This is a genomic window from Frankia umida, from assembly GCF_023242945.1.
GTDB classification, from domain to species: Bacteria; Actinomycetota; Actinomycetes; order Frankiales; family Frankiaceae; genus Frankia; species Frankia umida.
Map to the genome: position 1 here is coordinate 275,164 of NZ_JALKFT010000002.1, position 22,541 is coordinate 297,704.

Annotated in this window: 35 protein-coding genes; 34 read left to right on the top strand and 1 reads right to left on the bottom strand. The window is 68.4% G+C overall.

Annotation, left to right across the window (positions count from 1 at the left end; genetic code table 11):
• Window positions 1–167 precede the first annotated feature (167 nt).
• A complete protein-coding gene (locus MXD59_RS03395; RefSeq protein WP_248823457.1) occupies window positions 168–914 on the top strand; it encodes an RluA family pseudouridine synthase in 747 nt (248 codons plus the stop codon).
• Here MXD59_RS03395 and mug read toward each other — a convergent pair.
• Complete coding sequence (gene mug / locus MXD59_RS03400; RefSeq protein ID WP_248823394.1) at window positions 896–1,483, bottom strand: G/U mismatch-specific DNA glycosylase; 588 nt, start codon at window positions 1,481–1,483, stop codon at window positions 896–898. The genes MXD59_RS03395 and mug overlap by 19 nt on opposite strands.
• 677 nt (window positions 1,484–2,160) lie before the next feature.
• Here mug and rpsL point away from each other — a divergent pair.
• The 33 genes from rpsL (at window position 2,161) to rpsD (ending at window position 22,535) form a co-directional block, all read left to right on the top strand.
• Entirely contained in the window at window positions 2,161–2,535 is a 375-nt protein-coding gene (gene rpsL / locus MXD59_RS03405) for a 30S ribosomal protein S12 (protein WP_009740532.1), read from the top strand.
• Window positions 2,535–3,005, top strand: coding sequence for a 30S ribosomal protein S7 (gene rpsG, locus MXD59_RS03410; RefSeq protein ID WP_101832667.1), 471 nt, complete (start codon window positions 2,535–2,537; stop codon window positions 3,003–3,005). Before rpsL ends, rpsG begins: the two co-directional genes overlap by 1 nt.
• Window positions 3,006–3,011: 6 nt before the next feature.
• Entirely contained in the window at window positions 3,012–5,108 is a 2,097-nt protein-coding gene (gene fusA, locus MXD59_RS03415; protein WP_248811716.1) for an elongation factor G, read from the top strand.
• Between the two features lie 76 nt (window positions 5,109–5,184).
• Window positions 5,185–6,378, top strand: a complete 1,194-nt coding sequence (gene tuf, locus MXD59_RS03420) for an elongation factor Tu (RefSeq protein WP_163547629.1) — start codon at window positions 5,185–5,187, stop codon at window positions 6,376–6,378.
• 239 nt (window positions 6,379–6,617) lie between these two features.
• Window positions 6,618–6,926, top strand: a complete 309-nt coding sequence (gene rpsJ / locus MXD59_RS03425; protein WP_007514815.1) for a 30S ribosomal protein S10 — start codon at window positions 6,618–6,620, stop codon at window positions 6,924–6,926.
• A gap of 17 nt (window positions 6,927–6,943) precedes the next feature.
• Window positions 6,944–7,645, top strand: coding sequence for a 50S ribosomal protein L3 (gene rplC, locus MXD59_RS03430; RefSeq protein ID WP_163547630.1), 702 nt, complete (start codon window positions 6,944–6,946; stop codon window positions 7,643–7,645).
• Entirely contained in the window at window positions 7,642–8,349 is a 708-nt protein-coding gene (gene rplD, locus MXD59_RS03435; protein WP_248823395.1) for a 50S ribosomal protein L4, read from the top strand. The genes rplC and rplD overlap by 4 nt, the downstream gene beginning before the upstream one ends.
• Entirely contained in the window at window positions 8,346–8,642 is a 297-nt protein-coding gene (gene rplW / locus MXD59_RS03440; protein ID WP_163547632.1) for a 50S ribosomal protein L23, read from the top strand. Before rplD ends, rplW begins: the two co-directional genes overlap by 4 nt.
• A gap of 61 nt (window positions 8,643–8,703) precedes the next feature.
• Window positions 8,704–9,537, top strand: a complete 834-nt coding sequence (rplB, locus tag MXD59_RS03445; RefSeq protein WP_163547633.1) for a 50S ribosomal protein L2 — start codon at window positions 8,704–8,706, stop codon at window positions 9,535–9,537.
• Between the two features lie 81 nt (window positions 9,538–9,618).
• Window positions 9,619–9,900, top strand: a complete 282-nt coding sequence (gene rpsS / locus MXD59_RS03450; RefSeq protein ID WP_009740524.1) for a 30S ribosomal protein S19 — start codon at window positions 9,619–9,621, stop codon at window positions 9,898–9,900.
• A complete protein-coding gene (rplV, locus tag MXD59_RS03455) occupies window positions 9,893–10,318 on the top strand; it encodes a 50S ribosomal protein L22 (RefSeq protein WP_163547635.1) in 426 nt (141 codons plus the stop codon). Before rpsS ends, rplV begins: the two co-directional genes overlap by 8 nt.
• The gene (rpsC, locus tag MXD59_RS03460) at window positions 10,318–11,328 is read left to right on the top strand and encodes a 30S ribosomal protein S3 (protein ID WP_248823396.1); all 1,011 of its coding nucleotides are present in this window, start codon (window positions 10,318–10,320) and stop codon (window positions 11,326–11,328) included. Before rplV ends, rpsC begins: the two co-directional genes overlap by 1 nt.
• A gap of 3 nt (window positions 11,329–11,331) precedes the next feature.
• The gene (gene rplP, locus MXD59_RS03465; RefSeq protein ID WP_163547637.1) at window positions 11,332–11,748 is read left to right on the top strand and encodes a 50S ribosomal protein L16; all 417 of its coding nucleotides are present in this window, start codon (window positions 11,332–11,334) and stop codon (window positions 11,746–11,748) included.
• The gene (gene rpmC / locus MXD59_RS03470) at window positions 11,748–12,005 is read left to right on the top strand and encodes a 50S ribosomal protein L29 (RefSeq protein ID WP_163547638.1); all 258 of its coding nucleotides are present in this window, start codon (window positions 11,748–11,750) and stop codon (window positions 12,003–12,005) included. Before rplP ends, rpmC begins: the two co-directional genes overlap by 1 nt.
• Window positions 12,002–12,319 (top strand): 30S ribosomal protein S17, encoded by a 318-nt coding sequence (gene rpsQ / locus MXD59_RS03475; protein WP_372511889.1) that lies wholly within the window; start codon window positions 12,002–12,004, stop codon window positions 12,317–12,319. The genes rpmC and rpsQ overlap by 4 nt, the downstream gene beginning before the upstream one ends.
• Window positions 12,320–12,413: 94 nt before the next feature.
• Complete coding sequence (gene rplN / locus MXD59_RS03480; protein WP_136446648.1) at window positions 12,414–12,782, top strand: 50S ribosomal protein L14; 369 nt, start codon at window positions 12,414–12,416, stop codon at window positions 12,780–12,782.
• Window positions 12,783–12,784: 2 nt separating this feature from the next.
• The gene (gene rplX / locus MXD59_RS03485; RefSeq protein WP_248823397.1) at window positions 12,785–13,111 is read left to right on the top strand and encodes a 50S ribosomal protein L24; all 327 of its coding nucleotides are present in this window, start codon (window positions 12,785–12,787) and stop codon (window positions 13,109–13,111) included.
• A 42-nt stretch (window positions 13,112–13,153) separates the two neighbouring features.
• The gene (gene rplE, locus MXD59_RS03490; protein WP_163547640.1) at window positions 13,154–13,738 is read left to right on the top strand and encodes a 50S ribosomal protein L5; all 585 of its coding nucleotides are present in this window, start codon (window positions 13,154–13,156) and stop codon (window positions 13,736–13,738) included.
• A 4-nt stretch (window positions 13,739–13,742) separates the two neighbouring features.
• Window positions 13,743–13,928 (top strand): type Z 30S ribosomal protein S14, encoded by a 186-nt coding sequence (locus MXD59_RS03495; protein ID WP_009740515.1) that lies wholly within the window; start codon window positions 13,743–13,745, stop codon window positions 13,926–13,928.
• Window positions 13,929–14,054: 126 nt separating this feature from the next.
• A complete protein-coding gene (gene rpsH, locus MXD59_RS03500) occupies window positions 14,055–14,465 on the top strand; it encodes a 30S ribosomal protein S8 (RefSeq protein ID WP_163547641.1) in 411 nt (136 codons plus the stop codon).
• 12 nt (window positions 14,466–14,477) lie between these two features.
• Entirely contained in the window at window positions 14,478–15,014 is a 537-nt protein-coding gene (gene rplF, locus MXD59_RS03505; protein ID WP_163547642.1) for a 50S ribosomal protein L6, read from the top strand.
• Window positions 15,015–15,024: 10 nt separating this feature from the next.
• Window positions 15,025–15,399, top strand: a complete 375-nt coding sequence (gene rplR, locus MXD59_RS03510; RefSeq protein WP_163547643.1) for a 50S ribosomal protein L18 — start codon at window positions 15,025–15,027, stop codon at window positions 15,397–15,399.
• Between the two features lie 80 nt (window positions 15,400–15,479).
• Entirely contained in the window at window positions 15,480–16,097 is a 618-nt protein-coding gene (rpsE, locus tag MXD59_RS03515) for a 30S ribosomal protein S5 (RefSeq protein ID WP_248813311.1), read from the top strand.
• Window positions 16,097–16,282, top strand: coding sequence for a 50S ribosomal protein L30 (rpmD, locus tag MXD59_RS03520; protein ID WP_163547645.1), 186 nt, complete (start codon window positions 16,097–16,099; stop codon window positions 16,280–16,282). The genes rpsE and rpmD overlap by 1 nt, the downstream gene beginning before the upstream one ends.
• A 2-nt stretch (window positions 16,283–16,284) precedes the next feature.
• Window positions 16,285–16,788: a 50S ribosomal protein L15 gene (gene rplO, locus MXD59_RS03525; RefSeq protein WP_163547646.1), complete on the top strand. Its 504-nt coding sequence runs from the start codon at window positions 16,285–16,287 to the stop codon at window positions 16,786–16,788.
• 250 nt (window positions 16,789–17,038) lie between these two features.
• Entirely contained in the window at window positions 17,039–18,331 is a 1,293-nt protein-coding gene (gene secY, locus MXD59_RS03530; protein WP_248823398.1) for a preprotein translocase subunit SecY, read from the top strand.
• Window positions 18,331–18,984, top strand: coding sequence for an adenylate kinase (locus MXD59_RS03535; protein WP_175084840.1), 654 nt, complete (start codon window positions 18,331–18,333; stop codon window positions 18,982–18,984). Before secY ends, MXD59_RS03535 begins: the two co-directional genes overlap by 1 nt.
• A 169-nt stretch (window positions 18,985–19,153) precedes the next feature.
• Window positions 19,154–19,999, top strand: coding sequence for a type I methionyl aminopeptidase (gene map / locus MXD59_RS03540; protein WP_163549198.1), 846 nt, complete (start codon window positions 19,154–19,156; stop codon window positions 19,997–19,999).
• A gap of 317 nt (window positions 20,000–20,316) precedes the next feature.
• The gene (infA, locus tag MXD59_RS03545) at window positions 20,317–20,538 is read left to right on the top strand and encodes a translation initiation factor IF-1 (RefSeq protein WP_006541558.1); all 222 of its coding nucleotides are present in this window, start codon (window positions 20,317–20,319) and stop codon (window positions 20,536–20,538) included.
• Between the two features lie 80 nt (window positions 20,539–20,618).
• Window positions 20,619–20,732: a 50S ribosomal protein L36 gene (gene rpmJ / locus MXD59_RS03550; protein WP_003956441.1), complete on the top strand. Its 114-nt coding sequence runs from the start codon at window positions 20,619–20,621 to the stop codon at window positions 20,730–20,732.
• Window positions 20,733–20,946: 214 nt separating this feature from the next.
• Window positions 20,947–21,327, top strand: coding sequence for a 30S ribosomal protein S13 (gene rpsM / locus MXD59_RS03555; RefSeq protein ID WP_248813318.1), 381 nt, complete (start codon window positions 20,947–20,949; stop codon window positions 21,325–21,327).
• 78 nt (window positions 21,328–21,405) lie between these two features.
• Window positions 21,406–21,810: a 30S ribosomal protein S11 gene (gene rpsK, locus MXD59_RS03560; protein ID WP_011435061.1), complete on the top strand. Its 405-nt coding sequence runs from the start codon at window positions 21,406–21,408 to the stop codon at window positions 21,808–21,810.
• 95 nt (window positions 21,811–21,905) lie between these two features.
• Window positions 21,906–22,535 (top strand): 30S ribosomal protein S4, encoded by a 630-nt coding sequence (rpsD, locus tag MXD59_RS03565; RefSeq protein ID WP_163549196.1) that lies wholly within the window; start codon window positions 21,906–21,908, stop codon window positions 22,533–22,535.
• Window positions 22,536–22,541 lie beyond the last annotated feature (6 nt).

Below are 22,541 nucleotides of genomic sequence, written 5' to 3' on the forward strand. Positions count from 1 at the left end.
GCCCGGTTCTCTCCCCGGAGGGAACCGGGCCGCCGTCGTCACGTGGTGGGAAGCCGTCATGTGGTGGGAAGCCGTCACGTAGGGGAACAGGAGTGGGGACCTTGGCAGCGGAGACGGGGACCTGGGCGAGCCTGCGCGCGCGGCACCTCGTGCACGAGGACGAGACGATGCTGGCGCTCGACAAGCCCGCCGGGATCTCGGTCATGGGGGAGCGCCACGACACCGACCTCGTCCGCCTGGCCGCGGCGCTGGGCGAGGAGCTCTTCCCCGTCCACCGCATCGACAAGGTCACCTCGGGGCTGATCCTGTTCGCCCGCGAACTACGCTTTCACGGTGACCTGACCCGCCAGTTCGCCCGGCGCACCGTCGACAAGTGCTATCTGGCGCTCACCCGGACCCGCGGTCTGCCCGTGGCCGGCATCATCGACCTTCCGCTCAGCGTGGGGCGCAAGAACCGGGTCCGCATCGCCGCCAACCGCGCCGACATCCTCGCCGAGCCGGCGGGTGACGCGCTGCGCTGGACGGTGCGGTCGGGGGCGGTGTTCGACCATGTCCGGGTCTACCCTTCCGTCACGACGTTCGTCCGGGTCTGGGAGGGCGGCGAGTTCACGCTGCTGGCGGCCACCCCGGTCAGCGGGCGCCGCCACCAGATCCGCGTCCACCTGGCCTGGATCGGTCATCCGATCGACGGTGATCCCCTGTTCGACCGCGCCGCCACCGGACGGGCGCTGCTGCACTCCTGGCGACTGGCCCTCGACGTCGGCGGGCAGCGCCGACGGCTCGAGGCCCCACCCGGCGACGACTTCTGGACGCCGACCGCAGGGCTGCTCCCGGGGCCCCTGACAGCCGAACTGCCAGTTCTCGTCCCCTGGGGTGGGGACATCGCCCCAGGGGCTCAGGAAGGCTGCGGGTAGGCGGCCTGGCGTAGCTCGCCGTAGGCCCTTGCCAGGTCGGGAAGCTGGTAGTGGGCGTTGAGCCCACTGGGGTTGGGCAGCAGCCAGATCCCGGCGGACCCGAGACGCTCGGGTTGGCGGCCCACCCTGGCCTGGCGACGGCGAAAACCGACCCGATAGGCGGCCAGACCCAGGAAGGCGACGAAATCCGGTTCGATCCGTTCGACCAGGGCGGTGAGGCGGGGTATGCCGGCGCGGATCTCGGCGTCGTCGATCTCGTCGGCGCGGGCCGTCGAGCGCTGGACCAGGTTGGTGATGCTGATGCCACGGCTGGTCAGCTCACCGGTCTCGCTCGGGTGCAGGCGACGTGGGGTGAAGCCGGCCAGCTGCAGGGCCGGCCAGAGCCGATTGCTCGGGGTGCCGAAGTGGAAGCCGGTCGCCCCGGACTCCAGGGACGGGTTGATGCCGCAGAGCAGCACCACGGTTCGCGGGGCGAGCAGATCGGGAACGATGCTGCCCTGCGCGGCCAGGATCCGCGCGCGTGTCGGCCGCGGTGCGCCCGTCGGCCTTGCCTCGACTGGGTCAGACATGTTCCGCGGCCCCTCGTTTGCCGGTATCGTGCTGTCTGGTACAGCGTGCCAGCGACTGCTGGTTGGCTGTTGGGCCGGCCGCTGGTCGGCCGCGAGCTAACAGAGTGTCTGTCCTCCTGGTGCTGATGGCGTAAGAGTCCGGCCGCCCCGTGATGCGGGTAGTGGATTGCTGGCTCTTGGTGTTCGCCAGGCTCCTCACCAGCCGCGATCCTGTCGCGGCGGGCATGTCGGTGTCTGCGCCGGAGGTCGGGCGGCACCCTGTTCGACACCCGGTGCAGCCGTGGAGTACTGTTGACGCCTGTGGCCGGAGCCCGCGTGGCTCTGGCGTGCGTCCCGTACTTCGATGTGGCGCCGTGGTGCCGAGCAGGCTGGTGAAATGCCAGCGCTCAGGCGGCCGTCGGCGACTGTCGGGCTCGGTTCCGCGACGCGGCTGGGCGGGTTAGGCGTGCTTTCCACACCGTAGCTGGATCCTTTTGCTGGATTCGCACGGTCGGAGGGTGCGACACACCCGACCGCGTGGGTCGGGGAACCGGTCGGAGTCAGCAGACGACACCAGGCGGTATCGGGGTGATTCCCGGCAGCTCGGGTGCAGGGCGCAGGCGGACATGCAGGTAGGCCGGGTACCGGTCTGGTTGCCCAAGGCAGTACGACGAGGCGTGACAGGAACGGGAGCGGCGTTGCCCACGATCCAGCAGCTGGTCCGCAAGGGCCGGCAGGACAAGGTCGAGAAGACCAAGACCCCGGCACTCAAGGGGAGCCCTCAGCGTCGTGGTGTGTGCACCCGCGTCTACACGACCACTCCGAAGAAGCCGAACTCCGCGCTGCGCAAGGTGGCACGTGTCCGGCTGAACAGCGGGATCGAGGTCACCGCCTACATCCCGGGCGTCGGCCACAACTTGCAGGAGCACTCGATCGTCCTCGTGCGTGGCGGCCGAGTGAAGGACCTGCCGGGTGTCCGCTACAAGATCGTTCGTGGCGCCCTCGACACGCAGGGCGTCCGTAACCGCAAGCAGGCTCGCAGCCGTTACGGCGCGAAGAAGGAGAAGGGCTGATGCCGCGCAAGGGGCCCGCGCCCAAGCACGCCGTCGTCGTCGACCCGGTATACGGGTCGCCGCTGGTGACCGCGCTGGTGAACAAGGTGCTGATGAGCGGCAAGAAGTCCGTCGCCGAGCGCATCGTGTACGGCGCGCTTGAGGGTGCGAAGAACAAGACCGGTAACGACCCGGTCGTCACACTCAAGCGGGCGCTGGACAACGTGAAGCCCACGCTGGAAGTGCGCAGCCGCCGTGTTGGTGGCGCCACCTACCAGGTGCCGGTGGAGGTGCGGGCCGGTCGTAGCACGACCCTCGCGCTGCGCTGGCTCGTCGGCTACTCCCGAGCTCGTCGCGAGAAGACGATGACCGAGCGGCTGATGAACGAGCTCATCGACGCGAGCAACGGTCTCGGCGCCAGCGTGAAGCGCCGGGAGGACACCCACAAGATGGCGGAGTCCAACAAGGCCTTCGCCCACTACCGTTGGTAGCTCGAGATGCCTTCTGACGCAGACTCCTCCCTGGCCAGGACCCGCAACATCGGGATCATGGCCCACATCGACGCGGGCAAGACCACCACCACCGAGCGCATCCTCTTCTACACCGGTGTGAACTACAAGATCGGTGAAGTCCACGAGGGTGGCGCCACGATGGACTGGATGGAGCAGGAGCAGGAGCGGGGGATCACCATCACCTCCGCCGCCACCACCTGTATCTGGCGCGACCACACCATCAACATCATCGACACGCCTGGCCACGTCGACTTCACCGTCGAGGTGGAGCGCTCGCTGCGGGTCCTTGACGGTGCGGTCGCGGTGTTCGACGCCGTCGCCGGGGTCGAGCCGCAGAGCGAGACGGTCTGGAAGCAGGCCGACCGCTACGACGTCCCGCGGATCGCCTTCGTCAACAAGATGGACCGGGTCGGCGCGGAGTTCCACCGCTGCGTCGACATGATGGTCGACCGGCTTGACGCGACGCCCGCCGTCATCCAGCTCCCCTGGGGTGTGGAGTCGGACTTCCGCGGCGTCATCGACCTGATCCGGATGAAGGGTCTCCTCTGGCAGTCGGAGGACAAGGGCGCGTCGTACGACTCCGTCGACATTCCGGCCGATCACGCCGAGGCCGCGCAGGAATGGCACGACAAGCTGGTGGAGACCGTCGCCGAGAACGACGACGAGCTCATGGAGCTCTACCTCGAGGGCGAGGAGCCCACCGAGGAGCAGCTCGTGGCCGCGCTGCGGCGCGCCACGCTCGCCAGCAAGATCAACCCGGTGCTGTGCGGGTCGGCGTTCAAGAACAAGGGTGTCCAGCCGATGCTGGACGCGGTGGTCGACTTCCTGCCGAACCCGCTCGACATCGGTGCCACGGTTGGCCACTCGGTCAGCGACGAGGCCGCCGAGGTCCGCCGGGAGCCCAGTGAGAGCGAGCCGTTCTCCGCGCTCGCCTTCAAGATCATGAGTGACCCGTACGTCGGCAAGCTGACCTACATCCGGGTCTACTCCGGCAGGATCAACGGTGGCTCCCCGGTCCTGAACTCCACCAAGGACCGCAAGGAGCGCATCGGGCGCATCCTGCAGATGCACGCCAACCACCGGGAGGACCGCGACGGTGTCGGCGCGGGCCAGATCGTCGCCGTGGTGGGGCTGAAGAACACCACCACCGGTGACACGCTCTGCGACCCGACCGCGCCGGTGATCCTGGAGTCGATGACGTTCCCGGCTCCGGTCATCCACGTCGCGATCGAACCGAAGACCAAGGCCGACCAGCAGAAGCTGGGCACCGCGATCCAGCGGCTCGCCGAGGAGGACCCGACCTTCCAGGTCCGCACCGACGAGGAAACCGGCCAGACGATCATCGCGGGTATGGGCGAGCTGCACCTTGACGTGCTGGTCGACCGGATGCGCCGCGAGTTCAGCGTCGAGGCGAACGTCGGCAAGCCGCAGGTCGCGTACCGGGAGACCATCCGCCGCAAGGTGGAGAAGGTCGACTACACGCACAAGAAGCAGACCGGCGGCTCCGGCCAGTACGCTCGTGTGATCATCAGCCTCGAGCCCTCCGGCGGTGACGGCGGCGGGTACGAGTTCCAGAACAAGGTCACCGGCGGTCGCATCCCCAAGGAGTACATCCCCTCGGTGGACGCCGGGTGCCAGGAGGCCATGGAGTTCGGCGTGCTCGCCGGCTACCCGCTGGTCGACGTCAAGGTCACCCTCCTGGACGGCCAGTACCACGACGTGGACTCCTCGGAGCTCGCGTTCAAGATCGCCGGATCGATGGTCTTCAAGGACGCGGCCCGCAAGGCCGATCCGGTTCTGCTCGAGCCGCTGATGGCCGTCGAGGTCACGACGCCCGAGGACCACATGGGTGACGTGATCGGCGACCTGAACTCGCGGCGTGGTCAGATCCAGGCGATGGAGGAGCGCGGCGGGTCGCGCATCGTGCGAGCCACGGTTCCACTGTCGGAGATGTTCGGCTACGTGGGCGACCTGCGGTCGAAGACGTCCGGCCGGGCCAGCTACTCGATGCAGTTCGACTCCTACGCCGAGGTTCCCGCGAACGTCGCCAAGGAGATCATCGCCAAGGCGCGGGGGGAGTGACCGTCTCCGCGGCGTGAGCAACACCCCCACCTGACGACAACACAGCACGACACCACCCGTCCTTGGAGGGACACCCGTGGCGAAGCAGAAGTTCGAGCGGACCAAGCCGCACGTCAACATTGGCACCATCGGTCACATCGACCATGGCAAGACCACGCTGACCGCTGCGATCACCAAGGTCCTGCACGACGCATACCCGGACCTCAACCCCTTCACGCCGTTCGACCAGATCGACAAGGCGCCGGAGGAGAAGGCCCGCGGCATCACGATCTCGATCGCGCATGTCGAGTACCAGACCGACTCGCGTCACTACGCGCACGTCGACTGCCCGGGTCACGCGGACTACATCAAGAACATGATCACCGGTGCCGCGCAGATGGACGGCGCGATCCTGGTGGTCTCCGCGACCGACGGCCCCATGCCGCAGACGAAGGAGCACGTGCTGCTCGCTCGTCAGGTCGGTGTGCCCTACATCGTCGTCGCGCTGAACAAGGCCGACATGGTCGACGACGAGGAGATCCTCGAGCTCGTCGAGCTCGAGGTCCGCGAGCTGCTCAGCTCGTACGAGTTCCCCGGCGACGACGTCCCGGTCATCCGCGTCTCCGCGCTCAAGGCGCTGGAGGGTGACAAGGAGTGGGGCGCCAAGCTGCTCGAGCTCATGGCGGCGGTCGACGAGTCGATCCCCGAGCCCGTGCGTGAGATCGACCGGCCGTTCCTGATGCCGATCGAGGACGTCTTCACGATCACCGGTCGTGGCACTGTTGTCACCGGCCGCATCGAGCGTGGAATCGTCAAGGTCAGCGAGACGATCGAGATCGTCGGCATCAAGCCGGAGACGACCACCACGACCGTCACCGGTGTCGAGATGTTCCGCAAGCTGCTCGACGAGGGCCAGGCCGGCGACAACGTCGGACTCCTCCTTCGCGGCATCAAGCGTGAGGACGTCGAGCGCGGCCAGGTCGTCGTGAAGCCGAAGTCGATCACCCCGCACACGGTGTTCGAGGCTCGCGTCTACATCCTGAACAAGGACGAGGGCGGCCGCCACACGCCGTTCTTCAAGAACTACCGCCCGCAGTTCTACTTCCGCACCACGGACGTCACCGGCGTCGTGACCCTCCCGGACGGTACCGAGATGGTCATGCCGGGCGACAACACCGAGATGACGGTCGAGCTGATCCAGCCGATCGCCATGGAGGAAGGTCTGCGCTTCGCCATCCGCGAGGGTGGCCGGACCGTCGGCGCGGGCCAGGTCACGAAGGTTCTCAAGTAGTACGGCGGGTGGGTGGGTCCGCGAGTGCGGACCCACCCACCCGGCACAGCAGCACTGCCAGCCCGGGCCGAGCCGTCGACTTCGTCGGCGGGGGACCGGTACGAGACAGCGGTAGACCGGCAGATTCCCGCACCGCCGGCGGCGGGCGCCCCGCGCCCCCCGGCGCGGCGGAGATCTACGGGCGGTGACCCGGTAGCGGTACCGGCCGAACGAGACAGACAGGACAGGCGAAGCCCACCATGGCGGCACAGAAGATCCGCATTCGGCTCAAGGCCTATGATCACGAGGTCATCGACAGCTCGGCGCGGAAGATCGTCGAGACGGTGACCCGGACGGGTGCGCAGGTCGCGGGACCGGTGCCGCTGCCGACGGAGAAGAACATCTACTGCGTCATCCGGTCGCCGCACAAGTACAAGGACAGCCGCGAGCACTTCGAGATGCGGACGCACAAGCGGCTGATCGACATCCTTGACCCGACGCCGAAGACGGTCGACTCGCTCATGCGCCTCGACCTGCCCGCCGGCGTCGACATCGAGATCAAGCTGTAAGAGGGGCCGGCGCAGTCATGCTCATCCGCAACTACAGAGGGCTCCTGGGCACGAAGCTCGGGATGACCCAGGTATGGGACGCGAACAACCGCGTCGTGCCGGTCACCGTCATCAAGGCCGGACCCAACGTTGTCACGCAGGTCAAGACGCCTGAATCCGACGGCTACGCGGCCGTCCAGCTCGGCTACGGCGAGATCGACCCGCGTCGGATCAACAAGCCGACCCGCGGGCACTTCGCCACCAGCGGCGTCACCCCGCGGCGTCACCTGGTCGAACTGCGCACCGCGGACGCGACCAGGTACGAGGCCGGCCAGGAGCTGAGCACCGAGGTGTTCACCGTCGGCACGGTCGTCGACGTGACCGGCACCTCCAAGGGCAAGGGCTTCGCCGGTGTCATGAAGCGCCACGGCTTCAAGGGCCTGGGCGCCGGGCACGGCGTCGAGCGCAAACACCGTTCGCCGGGTTCGGTCGGCGGCTGCGCCACCCCCGGTCGCGTGTTCAAGGGTCTGCGGATGGCCGGTCGTATGGGCCACGCACGTACCACCACGCCGGGGCTCACCATCCACGCCGTCGACACCGAGCGTGGGTTCCTGCTGGTCAAGGGCGCGGTTCCCGGCCCCGACGGCGGTCTGGTCTTCGTGCGCAGCGCGGCCAAGCGCCCGGCGCCCGGCGACTTCACCCCGGTCGCGGCCGGTAGCGGCGAGGAGGTCTCGGCATGACCGCGGTCCAGACCGCATCCGAGTCGGATGCGACCACCTCGGACACCACGACCCGCACGGTCGAGGTCTACGGCGGCGGCAGCGTGGAGCTGCCCGGCGGCGTGTTCGACGTGACGCTGAACGTTCCGCTGATCCACCAGGTCGTGGTCGCCCAGCTCGCGGCTGCCCGCCAGGGCACCCACGACACGAAGACCCGTGGCGAGGTGCGCGGCGGTGGCCGCAAGCCGTACCGGCAGAAGGGCACCGGGCGCGCCCGGCAGGGCTCACTGCGGGCGCCGCAGTTCACCGGCGGTGGCGTGGTGCACGGCCCGACGCCGCGCAAGTACGACCAGCGCACGCCCAAGAAGATGAAGGCCGCCGCGCTGCGCGGTGCGCTCTCTGACCGGGCCCGCAACAACCGGGTGCACGTCGTCGCCTCGCTGGTCACCGGTGAGAAGCCGTCGACGAAGTCCGCCGTGACGGCGCTGCGCACGATCGCCGACACCCGCCGGGTGCTCGTCGTCGTCAGCCGTTCCGAGGAACTGACCTGGAAGAGCCTGCGCAACGTCGAGACGGTGCACCTGCTCGACCCGGGTCAGCTCAACACCTACGACGTCCTGGTCAGCGACGACGTCGTCTTCACCGAGGAGGCGCTGGCCGCGTTCCTCGAGCGCAACAGCCGGCCGGCCCCGCGGACCGTGGCCGGGGCGGAGGAGAACAAGTGATTCCCGACCCGCGTGACGTCATCCTGCGGCCGGTCGTCTCGGAGAAGAGCTACGGCCTGCTCGACGAGAACGTCTACACCTTCATCGTCCACCCGGACGCGAACAAGACCCAGATCAAGCTTGCCGTCCAGCAGATCTTCAGCGTGCGGGTCCTGCGGGTGAACACCATCAACCGGCAGGGCAAGCGCAAGCGGACCAAGCACGGCTGGGGACAGCGGTCCGCGACCAAGCGGGCCCTGGTGAGTCTTGCTCCCGGTGACACGATCGAGATCTTCGGAGGCCCCGGTGCCTGAGCGCGCGCGCTGCGTCGCGTCCGCGGGTGCGTCCTCGACGGGCCAGGGACGGTAGGAAGCCATGGGTATTCGTAGGTACAAGCCGACGACGCCAGGGCGTCGTGGCTCGAGCGTGGCCGACTTCGTCGAGATCACCCGGGACCACCCGGAGAAGTCGCTGGTCCGCCCGCTGCACTCCAAGGGCGGTCGCAACGCCCACGGCCGGATCACCACCCGGCACCAGGGCGGCGGCCACAAGCGGGCCTACCGGCTCATCGACTTCCGCCGGGACAAGGACGGGGTGCCGGCCAAGGTCGCGCACATCGAGTACGACCCGAACCGCACCGCCCGGATCGCACTGCTGCACTACGCCGACGGCGAGAAGCGCTACATCATCGCCCCGGTCAAGCTCAAGCAGGGCGACCAGGTGAGCTCCGGGGTCGGCGCCGACATCAAGCCCGGCAACGCCCTGCCGCTGCGCAACATCCCGACCGGTACCGTGATCCACGCCATCGAGCTGCGCCCCGGCGGCGGCGCCAAGATCGCCCGTAGCGCCGGTGCCAGCGTGCAGCTCGTCGCGAAGGACGGACCGTACGCTCAGCTGCGGATGCCCTCGGGCGAGATCCGCAACGTCGACGTGCGCTGCCGGGCGACCGTCGGCGAGGTCGGCAACGCCGAGCAGAGCAACATCAACTGGGGCAAGGCCGGCCGGATGCGCTGGAAGGGCCGTCGTCCCACCGTCCGCGGTGTGGCGATGAACCCCGTCGACCACCCGCACGGTGGTGGTGAGGGCAAGACCTCCGGTGGTCGTCACCCGGTCAACCCGAAGGGTCGTCCGGAGGGCCGCACCCGCGCCCACAAGAAGGCCTCCGACGCGATGATCGTGCGTCGGCGCAAGCAGAACAGGCGGCGGTAGTGACCTCACCCATCCGGATCACGGTTACCGTGAGCCACCCGTCGTCCCACCTGATCTGAGCAGGAAGGAGGAGACACAGCCATGCCACGCAGTCTGAAAAAGGGCCCGTTCGTCGACGACCACCTGCTCAAGAAGGTGGACGTGCAGAACTCCAAGGGCACCAAGCACGTCATCAAGACCTGGTCGCGCCGCTCGACCGTGATCCCCGACATGCTGGGGCACACGATCGCCGTGCACGATGGCCGCAAGCACGTCCCGGTGTTCATCACCGAGGGCATGGTCGGCCACAAGCTCGGCGAGTTCGCCCCGACCCGGACTTTCCGCGGGCACGTCAAGGAGGACCGGAGGTCACGTCGTGGCTGACGATCTCGTCGACGGCCTGAGCCGCGCCGGCCTGCCGGGGGCCAAGGCCTCCGCCCGGTACGTGCGGGTGTCCCCGATGAAGGCGCGCCGGGTCATCGACCTGGTGCGCGGCCGCTCGGTCGGCGAGGCCCTCGACATCCTGCGCTTCGCCCCCCAGGCGGCCAGCGAGGACGTCTACAAGGTCGTCGCCAGCGCCGCCGCGAACGCCGAGAACAACAACGGCCTCGACCCGGCCACACTGTGGGTCGCCGAGGTCTACGTGGACGAGGGGCCGACGCTCAAGCGCATCCGGCCCCGCGCCCAGGGCCGGGCCTACCGGATCCGCAAGCGCACCAGCCACATCACCGTCGTGGTGGAAAGCCGCGAGCCGCTCGCCGCGGCCGGCCGGGGTGCCAAGACGACTAGGAGGGCCCGGTAGTGGGGCAGAAGGTCAACCCGCACGGGTTCCGACTTGGCATCACGTCGGAGTTCACGTCCCGTTGGTACGCCGACAAGCTGTACAAGGCGTACGTCGGCGAGGACGTGAAGATCCGCAAGATGATGTCGCGGGGCATGGAGCGGGCCGGGATCAGCCGGGTCGACATCGAGCGCACCCAGGGTCGGCTGCGGGTGGACATCCACACCGCCCGCCCGGGCATCGTCATCGGTCGCCGGGGCGCCGAGGCCGACCGCATCCGCGGTGACCTCGAGAAGCTCACCGGCAAGCAGGTGCAGCTCAACATCCTCGAGGTGAAGAACCCCGAGGTGGACGCGCAGCTCGTGGCCCAGGGCGTCGCCGAGCAGCTGTCCAGCCGGGTCAGCTTCCGCCGCGCGATGCGCAAGGCGATGCAGACCGCGATGAAGGGCGGCGCGAAGGGCATCCGGGTGCAGTGCTCCGGTCGCCTGGGCGGCGCCGAGATGAGCCGTTCGGAGTTCTACCGCGAGGGTCGGGTGCCGCTGCACACGCTGCGTGCGGACATCGACTACGGCTTCTACGAGGCCCGGACGAACTTCGGTCGGATCGGCGTCAAGGTCTGGATCTACAAGGGCGACATCGTGCAGAGCCGCGCCGAGCGCGAGGCCCAGGACGCGCTGCTGCGCCAGACCCGTCGGGACCGGCCGCGCCGCGGGCCGCGCTCGGGTTCGTCCGGTACCACCCAGGGTGGGACGGACGCCGGTCGCGCCGCCGCCCGCAACGAGCGTCGGGGCGGACGTGGCGGCGGTAACGCGCCGGCCACCGAGGCCGCCGGCACCGGCACCGACGCGGCACCGGCGGAGACCACCGCCGCCGAGGCGACCGGGACCGAGACGACCACCGCCACCGCCACCGCCGCCCCCGAGGCGACCGTGACCGCGGCGGCGAGCGAGGCCACCACCGACACGACCGCCACCGTCGCCGAGACGGCCGCCACGCCGGCCGCGGGCACGTCGGAGAAGGCGGAGGAGTAGATCATGCTGATTCCTCGGAAGGTCGCGCACCGCAAGCAGCACCACCCCGGGCGCACCGGTGCGGCCAAGGGCGGCACGCGGGTCACCTTCGGCGAGTACGGCATCCAGGCCCTCGAGTCGGCCTATGTGACGAACCGCCAGATCGAGTCGGCCCGTATCGCCATGACCCGGCACATCCGTCGTGGTGGCAAGGTCTGGATCAACATCTACCCGGACCGCCCGCTGACCAAGAAGCCGGCCGAGACCCGGATGGGTTCCGGTAAGGGTTCGCCCGAGTGGTGGGTCGCCAACGTCAAGCCCGGACGCGTGATGTTCGAGCTGTCGGGAGTCGCCGAGCCGGTGGCTCGCGAGGCGATGCGACGAGCCATCCACAAGCTGCCGATGAAGTGCCGTTTCGTGGTTCGTGAAGGTGGTGCGTGATGGCTGTCGCTACCGCGGACGAGCTGCGCGGCCTGTCCGGCGAGGACCTCGTCGACAAGCTTCGGGAGGCCAAGGAGGAGCTGTTCAACCTCCGGTTCCAGGCGGCGACCGGGCAGCTGAGCAACAACCGCCGGCTGCGTGTCGTGCGGCGTGACATCGCCCGGATCTACACGGTGATGCGCGAACGCGAGCTGGGCATCACCGACGATCCGGCGCTGGCCGCCGGCGCGGCTGACGACGACGCGACGAAGGCGTGAGGGCAGTGGCAGACGAGACCGAGAACTCCTCGCAGGAGACCTCCGAGACCGCCACGGCGGACGAGCGTGGTTTCCGCAAGGTCCGTGAGGGCCTGGTCGTCAGCGACAAGATGACCAAGACCGTCGTCGTCGCCGTCGAGGACCGGGTGCAGCACCCCCTGTACGGCAAGACGATCCGCCGCACCAAGAAGATCAAGGCGCACGACGAGAGCGGCACCACCGGTGTCGGCGACCGCGTCCTGCTGATGGAGACCCGGCCGCTGTCCGCCACGAAGCGTTGGCGGGTCGTCCGGGTGCTGGAGAAGGCCAAGTAGTTCTCACGACCCGGGGCGACGCCCCTCGGCCAGGCAGTACCGGTTGGTCAGTGGTACCGGGTGATCAGTAGTACCGGGTGATCAGGAGCAGAAAGTGATTCAGCAGGAGTCGCGACTTCGGGTCGCCGACAACACCGGAGCGCGGGAGATCCTCTGCATCCGGGTACTTGGCGGCTCTGGGCGTCGTTACGCGGGGATCGGCGACATCATCGTCGGCACGGTCAAGGATGCCCTGCCCGGCGCCGGCGTGAAGCGCGGCGACGTGGTCAAGGCGGTCGTGGTGCGCACCACCAAGGAGCGCCGCCGGCCGGACGGCTCCTACATCCGGTTCGACGAGAACGCGGCGGTGCTCATCCGGGATGGTGGCGAGCCCCGGGGCACCCGTATCTTCGGGCCGGTCGGCCGCGAGCTGCGGGACAAGAAGTTCATGAAGATCATTTCTTTGGCGCCGGAGGTGCTGTGACCGTGGCCAGCCTGAAGATCAAGAAGGGTGACACGGTCCAGATCATCACCGGTAAGGACCGTGGCCTCAAGGGCAAGGTCATCCGGGCGTATCCGGAGCGGAACAAGGTCCTGGTCGAGGGTGCGAACCGGATTACCCGGCACACCCGCGTCCAGCAGAGCGCGCGTGGTTCGCAGGCCGGGGGCATCATCACCCAGGAGGCCCCGATCCACGCCAGCAACGTGCAGATCATTGATCCGTCGGATGGCAGGCCCACCCGCATCGGCTACCGGATCAACGAGGACGGCACCAAGGTCCGCATCTCCCGGCGTACCGGCACCGAGCTGTAGGCCGGACGAGCAGTCGAGAGCAGTGGGGAATCGAGTTCAGACATGACTGTCACCACCGAAGACCGGACCGCGGATGCCCGTCCGGTGCCGCGGCTCAAGCAGCGGTACCGCGAGGAGATCGCCCCGGCGTTGCGACAGGAGTTCTCCTTCGCCAACGTCATGCAGATCCCCGGCGTCGTGAAGGTTGTCGTGAACATGGGTGTCGGCGACGCCGCCCGCGACGCGAAGCTCATCGACGGCGCCGTGCGGGACCTGGCGGCCATCACCGGCCAGAAGCCGGCCGTGCGTCGGGCGACCAAGTCCATCGCCCAGTTCAAGCTGCGCGAGGGTATGCCGATCGGCGCGAAGGTCACCCTGCGCGGCGACCGGATGTGGGAGTTCCTCGACCGGCTGGTCAGCATCGCCCTGCCGCGTATCCGTGACTTCCGCGGCCTGTCGCCCAAGCAGTTCGACGGCCGAGGTAACTACACGTTCGGCGTGGTCGAGCAGTCGATCTTCCACGAGATCGACATCGACCGGATCGACCGGATTCGGGGCATGGACATCACGGTCGTGACCACCGCGACCACCGACGACGAGGGCCGGGCGCTCCTGCGGGCGCTGGGCTTCCCCTTCCGGGAGAACTAGACAGATGGCCAAGAAGGCACTGATCGAGAAGTCGAATCGCAAGCCGAAGTACGCCGTGCGTGGATACACCCGCTGCCAGCGCTGTGGGCGGTCCCGCTCGGTGTACCGGGTCTTCGGACTCTGCCGGGTCTGCCTGCGTCAGATGGCACACCGTGGCGAGCTGCCGGGCGTCACCAAGAGCTCCTGGTAGTTCGAAGCATTCGGCTTCCCTCCGTACCACCCCCGCACGTCCTCCCGATCGCGGTAGGCCCGACACCCGGCCGCCGGAGCAGCGCTTCGGAGCCGATGGGAACCCCCGTGAGAAAGGCGTAACCCCATGACGATGACCGACCCCATCGCGGACATGCTCACTCGTGTCCGCAACGGCAGCCGGGCGTACCACGACCGCGTGGCCATGCCGCACAGCAAGATCAAGACGCACATCGCCGAGATTCTCCAGCAGGAGGGCTACATCTCCAGCTGGCACGTCGAGGACGCGACCTCGGCCGGCGGCGTCGGCCACACGCTGGTCATCGATCTGAAGTACGGGCCGAACCGCGAGCGCTCGATCGCCGGTATCAAGCGCATCAGCAAGCCGGGCCTGCGGGTCTACGCCAAGGCGACCAACCTCCCCAAGGTTCTTGGGGGACTGGGTGTCGCGATCATCTCGACCTCGTCGGGGCTGCTGACCGACAAGCAGGCGAACAAGCGGGGCGTGGGCGGGGAAGTCCTCGCCTACGTCTGGTAAGGAGGGCGAGCGATGTCTCGGATCGGGCGCCTGCCCATTCCCGTCCCTGGCGGTGTCGACATCACCGTTGAGGGGCCCACGATCACGGTCAAGGGGCCCAAGGGCACCCTGAGCCACACCGTCGTCGAGCCGATCGCGGTCAATCGGGAGGAGGGTCAGCTTGTTGTGACCCGTCCCGACGATGACCGTCGGTCCCGCTCGCTGCACGGTCTGACCCGCACGCTGGTCTCGAACATGGTCACCGGCGTCACCGCCGGGTACTCCAAGACCCTGGAGATCGTCGGCGTCGGTTACCGCGTCCAGGCGAAGGGCTCGGACCTCGAGTTCGCGCTCGGCTACAGCCACCCCGTCCCGGTCAAGGCCCCCGAGGGCATCCGCTTCGAGGTGCAGACCCCGACCCGCTTCGTCGTCCACGGGATCGACAAGCAGCTCGTCGGTGAGGTCTCGGCGAAGATCCGCGGCCTGCGCAAGCCCGACCCCTACAAGGGCAAGGGTGTGCGCTACCAGGGTGAGGTCGTCCGCCGCAAGGTCGGGAAGACCGGGAAGTAGGAGATAGATCATGCCAGTGAGCCTTGGCGTCAGCGCGAAGCGACGGATCTCGAAGCTCCGTCGGCATTCCCGCGTGCGCAAGAAGGTGGCGGGCACACCGTCGCGCCCCCGGCTCGTCGTCACCCGCTCCTCCCGGCACATCTACGCCCAGGTCATCGACGACGTGGCCGGGCACACCCTCGCCTCGGCGTCCACCCTGGACGTGACACTGCGCGAGGGCGAGGGCGACAAGAGCGCCCAGGCCCGCAAGGTCGGCGAGCTGGTCGCCCAGCGGGCGAAGGCGGCCGGCGTCGACGCCGTCGTGTTCGACCGTGGTGGACGGACCTACGCTGGCCGCATCGCGGCCCTCGCCGACGCGGCCCGGGAAGGCGGCCTGGACTTCTGATGACCGCCCAGGCACCGGCCACGCCGGCCCGCGCGATCACGCGGGATATTCAGGACAGTCAGAACAGGGAGATGTTGTAGATGCCAGGCCAGCAGCGCCGCGGCGGCAGCTCCGGCGGCTCGGACCGTCGGGAACGCCGGGACCGGTCGGGCGGCGGCCCGGCCCAGGAGAAGAACGCCTACGTCGAGCGGGTCGTCGCGATCAACCGGGTGGCCAAGGTCGTCAAGGGCGGTCGTCGGTTCAGCTTCACCGCTCTGGTCGTCGTCGGGGACGCCGACGGGACGGTCGGCGTGGGCTACGGCAAGGCGAAGGAGGTGCCGGCCGCCATCGCCAAGGGTGTGGAGGAGGCCAAGAAGCACTTCTTCAAGGTGCCGCGGATCGGCTCGACCATTCCTCACCCGGTCCAGGGTGAGGAGGCGGCCGGTGTCGTGCTGCTCAAGCCGGCCTCGCCGGGTACCGGCGTGATCGCCGGCGGCCCGGTGCGTGCCGTGCTCGAGTGCGCCGGCGTCCACGACGTGCTGTCGAAGTCGCTCGGCTCGTCGAACCCGATCAACATCGTGCACGCGACAGTGGCCGCCCTGCGTGGCCTCATGCGGCCCGAGGAGATCGCGGCTCGCCGTGGCCTGCCGCTCGAGGACGTCGCTCCGCCCGCCATGCTGCGGGCCCGTGCGGCGGCAGCCGCCGGGGCGGGTGCGTGATGGCCAAGCTGCGCATCACGCAGATCCGTTCCGGTATCGGCGGCACCCACAACCAGCGGGCGACGCTGCGCACCCTCGGACTGCGTAAGATCAACTCGTCGACGGTCCGGGAGGACCGTCCCGAGGTGCTCGGAATGATCAGGACTGTGACCCACCTGGTTCGGGTCGAGGAGGTGGACGCGTAGCCATGGCCGAACTGTCGAAGACCGAGGCCGATGCTGGCGCCACGGCGGGCGAGGCCGAGCGTGGCCGCGGCCTGAAGGTGCACCACCTTCGCCCGGCACCCGGAGCGCATCGCAAGAAGATCCGGGTCGGCCGTGGTGAGGGCTCCAAGGGCAAGACGGCCGGACGTGGCACCAAGGGCTCCAAGGCCCGCAAGCAGGTGCCCGCCCGGTTCGAGGGTGGTCAGATGCCGCTGCACATGCGGCTGCCCAAGCTCAAGGGCTTCAACAACCCGAACCGGGTCGAGTACCAGGTGGTGAACGTCGCCATCCTCGCCGAGCTGTTCCCCGACGGCGGCCAGGTCAGCAAGGCCGACCTGGTGGCCCGCGGCGCGGTACGCGCCAAGCTGCCGGTGAAGGTGCTGGGTGACGGCGACCTCGGCGTCGCGCTGCACATCACCGCGGACGCGTTCTCCGCCTCCGCGCGGGAGAAGATCGCGGCCGCCGGCGGGAGTGTCACCGAAAGCTGAGACGGGCGGGCGGGGGTGGCGTATAGCGACCCCCGCCCGACGTGTGTCCGGACCCGGATGCCGGTCGCACCCGCCTGGCACACCGTTCGTTCCGGCTACTGCTGCTTACCGGACGTGATGTCCGGACGAGGGGACCTCGTGTCCTGTTACAGTCGCCTCACCGATGTCGGCCGGGTGCCGAGTTCGGTGCTCCGTTCCGGGCAGAATGTCCGCCCTCCCCGTCGGTCCGCCATCTCCAGCAGGAGGAGCCGTGCTCACCGCCTTCACACGGGCATTCCGCACTCCTGACCTGCGTAAGAAGCTGCTGTTCACCGTCGGGGTCGTGGTGCTGTTCCGGTTCGGCAGCGTCATGCCGTCACCCGGGGTGTCCACCCGCGCGGTCAACACCTGCCTGAGCGCGGCGAGTGCCGAAGGCAGCAACGTGTACTCGCTGATCAACCTCTTCAGCGGCGGTGCGCTGCTCCAGCTGTCCATCTTCGCGCTCGGCATCATGCCGTACATCACCTCGAGCATCATCATCCAGCTGCTCGTCGTGGTCATCCCACGGCTCGAGCAGCTGAAGAAGGAAGGCAGTTCGGGGGAGCAGAAGCTCACCCAGTACACCCGCTACCTGACGATCGCCCTGGGCGTCCTGCAGGCCACCGGCATCGTGGCCCTGGCGCGCAGCGGCCGGCTGTTCCCGAGCTGCTCGGCGGCCATCATCCCGGACACGAGTCTGTTCCGAATCGCCACCATCGTGATCACGATGACCGCCGGTACCGCGGTCATCATGTGGATGGGTGAGCTGATCACGGCGCGTGGTGTCGGTAACGGCATGTCCCTGCTCATCTTCACGTCGATCGCGGCGCGGCTGCCTTCCGAGGGCAGCAGCATCCTCCAGGTCGCCGGTGGCGTGGTGTTCAGCCTGGTGATCCTGCTGGGGCTCGCCATCGTGGTGTTCGTGGTGTTCGTGGAGCAGTCCCAGCGCCGCATCCCGGTGCAGTACGCCAAGCGGCTGATCGGCCGGCGGATGTACGGCGGGACCTCCACCTATCTGCCGATCAAGGTCAACCAGGCCGGGATCATCCCGGTCATCTTCGCCTCCTCCCTGCTCCAGCTGCCGCAGCTGATCGGTCAGGTGTGGAGCAACCAGGGCTTCCAGGACTTCGAGCAGCGTTATCTCTCACGCGGCGACCATCCGCTCTACCTGGTGACATACTTCGCACTCATCATCTTCTTCACCTACTTCTATGTTGCGATCACCTTCAACCCGACGGAGGTGGCCGACAACATGAAGAAGTACGGCGGGTTCATCCCTGGGCTCAGACCGGGCAACCCGACAGTGGAGTACCTCAAACACGTACTTGATCGGATCACGTTGCCGGGGTCGCTGTTCCTCGGCGTGATCACGGTACTTCCGTTGGCACTGTTGAACCTGACCAAGGACCAGCCGTTCCCGTTCGCGGGCACCTCGGTCCTGATCATGGTAGGGGTGGGGCTGGAAACGGTGAAGCAGATCGAGAGCCAGCTCATGCTCCGCAACTACGAAGGTTTCCTCCGGTAGTGCGCCTCGTACTGGTGGGACCGCCCGGTGCCGGAAAGGGTACTCAGGCCGCGTTCATCGCCCAGGCGCGGTCGATCCCCAAGATCTCCACAGGGGACATTTTCCGAGCGAACGTGCGACAGGGAACGGAACTGGGCGTCAAGGCCAAGGCGTACATGGACGCCGGTGACCTCGTCCCGGACGAGATCACCATCGGCATGGTCCGTAACCGCCTGGCCGAGGACGACGCCGTCAAGGGCTTCCTGCTCGACGGCTTCCCCCGCAACGTGCCGCAGGCCGAGGTGCTCGGTCAGATGCTCGACGCGATGGGGACCAAGCTGGACGTCGTCCTCGAGCTCGTCGTCGACGACGACGAGGTGGTGCGGCGGCTGTCCGGGCGGCGGACCTGTCGCAACTGCGGGCACATCTGGCACCTCGACTTCGACCCGCCGTCGGTCGAGGATGTCTGTGACCGCTGTGGCGGCGATCTGTTCCAGCGCGACGACGACCGGTCGGAGACCGTTCGCCACCGCCTCGAGGTGTACGCCGACCAGACGTCGCCCCTGGTGGCCTACTACGCCGAGAAGGGCATCCTGATCGGCATCGACGCCACCGGCCCGGTGGACAACGTCACCGACCGCGCGCTGGACGGACTGCGCCACTACGGCGACTAGTCACCACGGCGACTGGCCAGCACGACGCGCGGCCCGCGGGGGAGCGATCCCCGAGTGGGCCGCGCGGCGGTCAGGCGGCCCGGTGGCCGGGCATCGGCCGGGCAGGTGCGGGTACGGCGGTTAGCATCAGGAAGCAGACCAGTACACGGACACGGACCGGGACGAGAGCGTGGCGCGACGAGAACACGTGCAGATCAAGTCAGCGGCCGAGATCGCCAGGATGCGGGTTGCCGGCCTGCTCGTGGCCAGGACGCTCGCCCGGCTGCGGGAGGCTGTCGCCCCCGGGGTCACCACAGCCGACCTTGACGCTCTGGCCGAGCAGACCATCCGCGGCGAGGGGGGTATCCCGTCGTTCAAGGGCTACGCCCAGCCGCCCTATCCCGCCTCGATCTGCAGCTCGGTCAACGACGAGGTCGTCCACGCCATCCCGAGCCGCAAGCGGGTGCTGCACGAGGGCGACATCATCTCGATCGACTGCGGTGCGATCGTCGACGGCTGGCACGGCGACGCGGCGATCACCGTCCCGGTCGGCGAGGTGCCCCCGGAGGTCCTCGCCATGATCGAGACGTGTGAGGGTGCGCTGTGGGCGGGGCTCGCGGCGGCGCAGCTCGGCGGCCGGCTCACCGACATCAGCAACGCGGTGGAGCGGCACATCCGCCCGCGTGAGTACGGCATCGTCGACCACTACGGCGGGCACGGCATCGGCACCGAGATGCACCAGCCGCCGCACGTGCTCAACTACGGCCGGCCCGGGCGGGGCATCAAGCTCGTGTCGGGCCTGGCGCTGGCCATCGAACCAATGATCACGATGGGCAGGCCGGACACCAGGGTGCTCGCCGACGACTGGACGGTCGCCACCAGCGACGGCAGCCTCGCGGCTCACACCGAACACTCGGTGGCGATCACGCCACGTGGGCCCTGGGTGCTCACCGAGCCGGACGGTGGCGTGGCCCGCCTCGCCGCGCTCGGCGTGGCCTGTGGGCAGCCCGCCGACGCGCCCAGCGGGATCGGCTGAGTCCCGGTACGGGCTCCGGCCAGGATCGTGGGATCGGTGTGGTCCACGCGGCCTGGTCGAGCCTTGTTGGCCCTTGACGGATGGGCCACGTACACTCTTCAGTTGGCGGTCTTCTCACGCCGGTGTGCTCCACCGCGTCGATAGCAGTCGGTGAAAACGTGGCAGTTGCGGTCGGTGGCAGTGTGGTCGACAGGACAGGGCTCCCTTCCGGGTGCTCGGGTCTGTGACCTGGGCTTTTCCGGGTTTTCGCCTGGGATCGCCCGACCGGTCGCGGCCGTACCGCCGGCTTACTCGTCGACGTCAGGACAGCGGAGGACATGCCGAAGAAGGACGGGGCCATCGAGATCGAGGGCCGAGTGGTGGAGCCGCTCCCGAACGCCATGTTCCGGGTTGAGCTCCAGAACGGTCATCGAGTTCTCGCCCACATCAGCGGAAAGATGCGCCAGCACTACATCCGGATCCTGCCGGAGGACCGCGTCGTGGTCGAGCTCTCGCCCTACGACCTGTCCCGCGGCCGGATCGTCTACCGGTACAAGTAGCACCAGCTCGTCCAGCTCCACGCCATCCCGTCTCCATCGCCACGCGCGGCCCGCGGCTGCGCAGGAGGTTCGCAACAGCCGTGAAGGTCAAGCCAAGCGTCAAGAAGATCTGTGACAAGTGCAAGGTGATCCGGCGCCACGGTCGCGTCATGGTCATCTGCGACAATCTCCGTCACAAGCAGCGCCAGGGCTGAGTCCCTGGTGAGGTGGTCGACGCTTCCCGAGGCTGACACGCCGACGCGTGTCGTTCGTGGCCCACGGCGGGCGTTGACCACCACCTCCACGCGATACCAGGCGCCCCCACGGGGGCGCCTCCACCCCCGGCCCGGAGGCCGGGGCCCAGGCGGCGGGAGCCGCTCGGGACGGTGTCGCCCAAGACCTCCGGTCGCAGGAAGGAAACATCGGTTCATGGCACGCCTGTCTGGCGTCGACCTTCCCCGTGAAAAGCGGGTCGAGATCGCTCTGACCTACATCTTCGGCATCGGCCGCAGTCGCTCGCGGGACACGCTCGCCGCCACCGGGATCAACCCGGACACGCGGGTGCGCGACCTCAGCGAGGACGAGATCGTCCGCCTGCGCGAATGGATCGACGCGAACTACCGGGTCGAGGGTGACCTCAACCGGGAGATCAAGCAGGACATCCGGCGCAAGATGGAGATCGGCTGCTACCAGGGCCTGCGGCACCGGCGTAACCTGCCGGTCCACGGTCAGCGCACGCACACCAACGCGCGTACCCGCAAGGGCCCGCGTCGCGCCATCGCCGGCAAGAAGAAGGCCGGCAAGAAGTAGTCGGTGCGCCGCCCGGCCGGCCAGGCCGCGGACGACCACTGATCGACGACCTCTCGCACACGGAGACCAGACGCGAAGATGCCTCCCAAGACCCGCGCCGCCGGCGCAAAGAAGGTCCGGCGCAAGGAAAAGAAGAACGTTGCCCACGGGCACGCTCACATCAAGAGCACGTTCAACAACACGATCGTCTCGATCACCGACCCGTCCGGGAACGTGATCTCCTGGGCCTCCGCCGGCCATGTCGGCTTCAAGGGCTCCCGCAAGTCGACTCCCTTCGCCGCGCAGATGGCCGCCGAGAACGCGGCCCGCAAGGCGCAGGAGCACGGCATGCGCAAGGTCGACGTGTTCGTGAAGGGCCCGGGCTCCGGTCGTGAGACCGCGATCCGATCGCTGCAGGCGGCGGGTCTGGAAGTCGGGGCGATTCAGGACGTCACCCCGACCCCGCACAACGGGTGCCGCCCGCCCAAGCGGCGCAGGGTGTGACCATGCGACGCGGCGACCGCGACCGGGGACTCACCCCGGTCGGTGTCGCGGGGTCGCGTACGAGTTCGCGCCAGGAAACGAGAGAGTAGGAATAGATGGCCCGTTACACCGGCGCGGACTGCAAGCGTTGCCGCCGCGAGAAGACGAAGCTGTACCTCAAGGGCAGCAAGTGCGACACCCCGAAGTGCCCGATCGAGATCCGGCCGTACCCGCCGGGCGAGCACGGTCGTGGCAGGACCAAGGACTCCGAGTACCTGCTGCAGAAGCGCGAGAAGCAGAAGTGCGCGCGGATCTACGGCATCCTCGAGAAGCAGTTCCGTGGCTACTACGACGAGGCGAACCGGCGCTCCGGCAAGACCGGTGACGAGCTGCTGAAGATCCTCGAGTCGCGGCTGGACAACGTGGTCTACCGGGGCGGCTTCGCGCCGTCGCGGGACGCCGCCCGCCAGGCGGTGCGGCACGGCCATGTCCAGGTCAACGGGCGCAAGGTCGACATCCCCAGCTACCGGATCACCGAGAACGACATCGTCGAGATCGCGCCGAAGGCCCGGGAGCTCACCCCGTTCGTGATCGCGCGGGAGACCGCCGGTCAGGGCCGGACGGTGCCGGCGTGGCTGGAGTCGATCCCGAGCCAGATGCGGATCCTGGTGCACTCGCTGCCGGCTCGGCAGGTCATCGACACCCAGGTCCAGGAGCAGCTGATCGTCGAGCTCTACTCCAAGTAGAGCCTG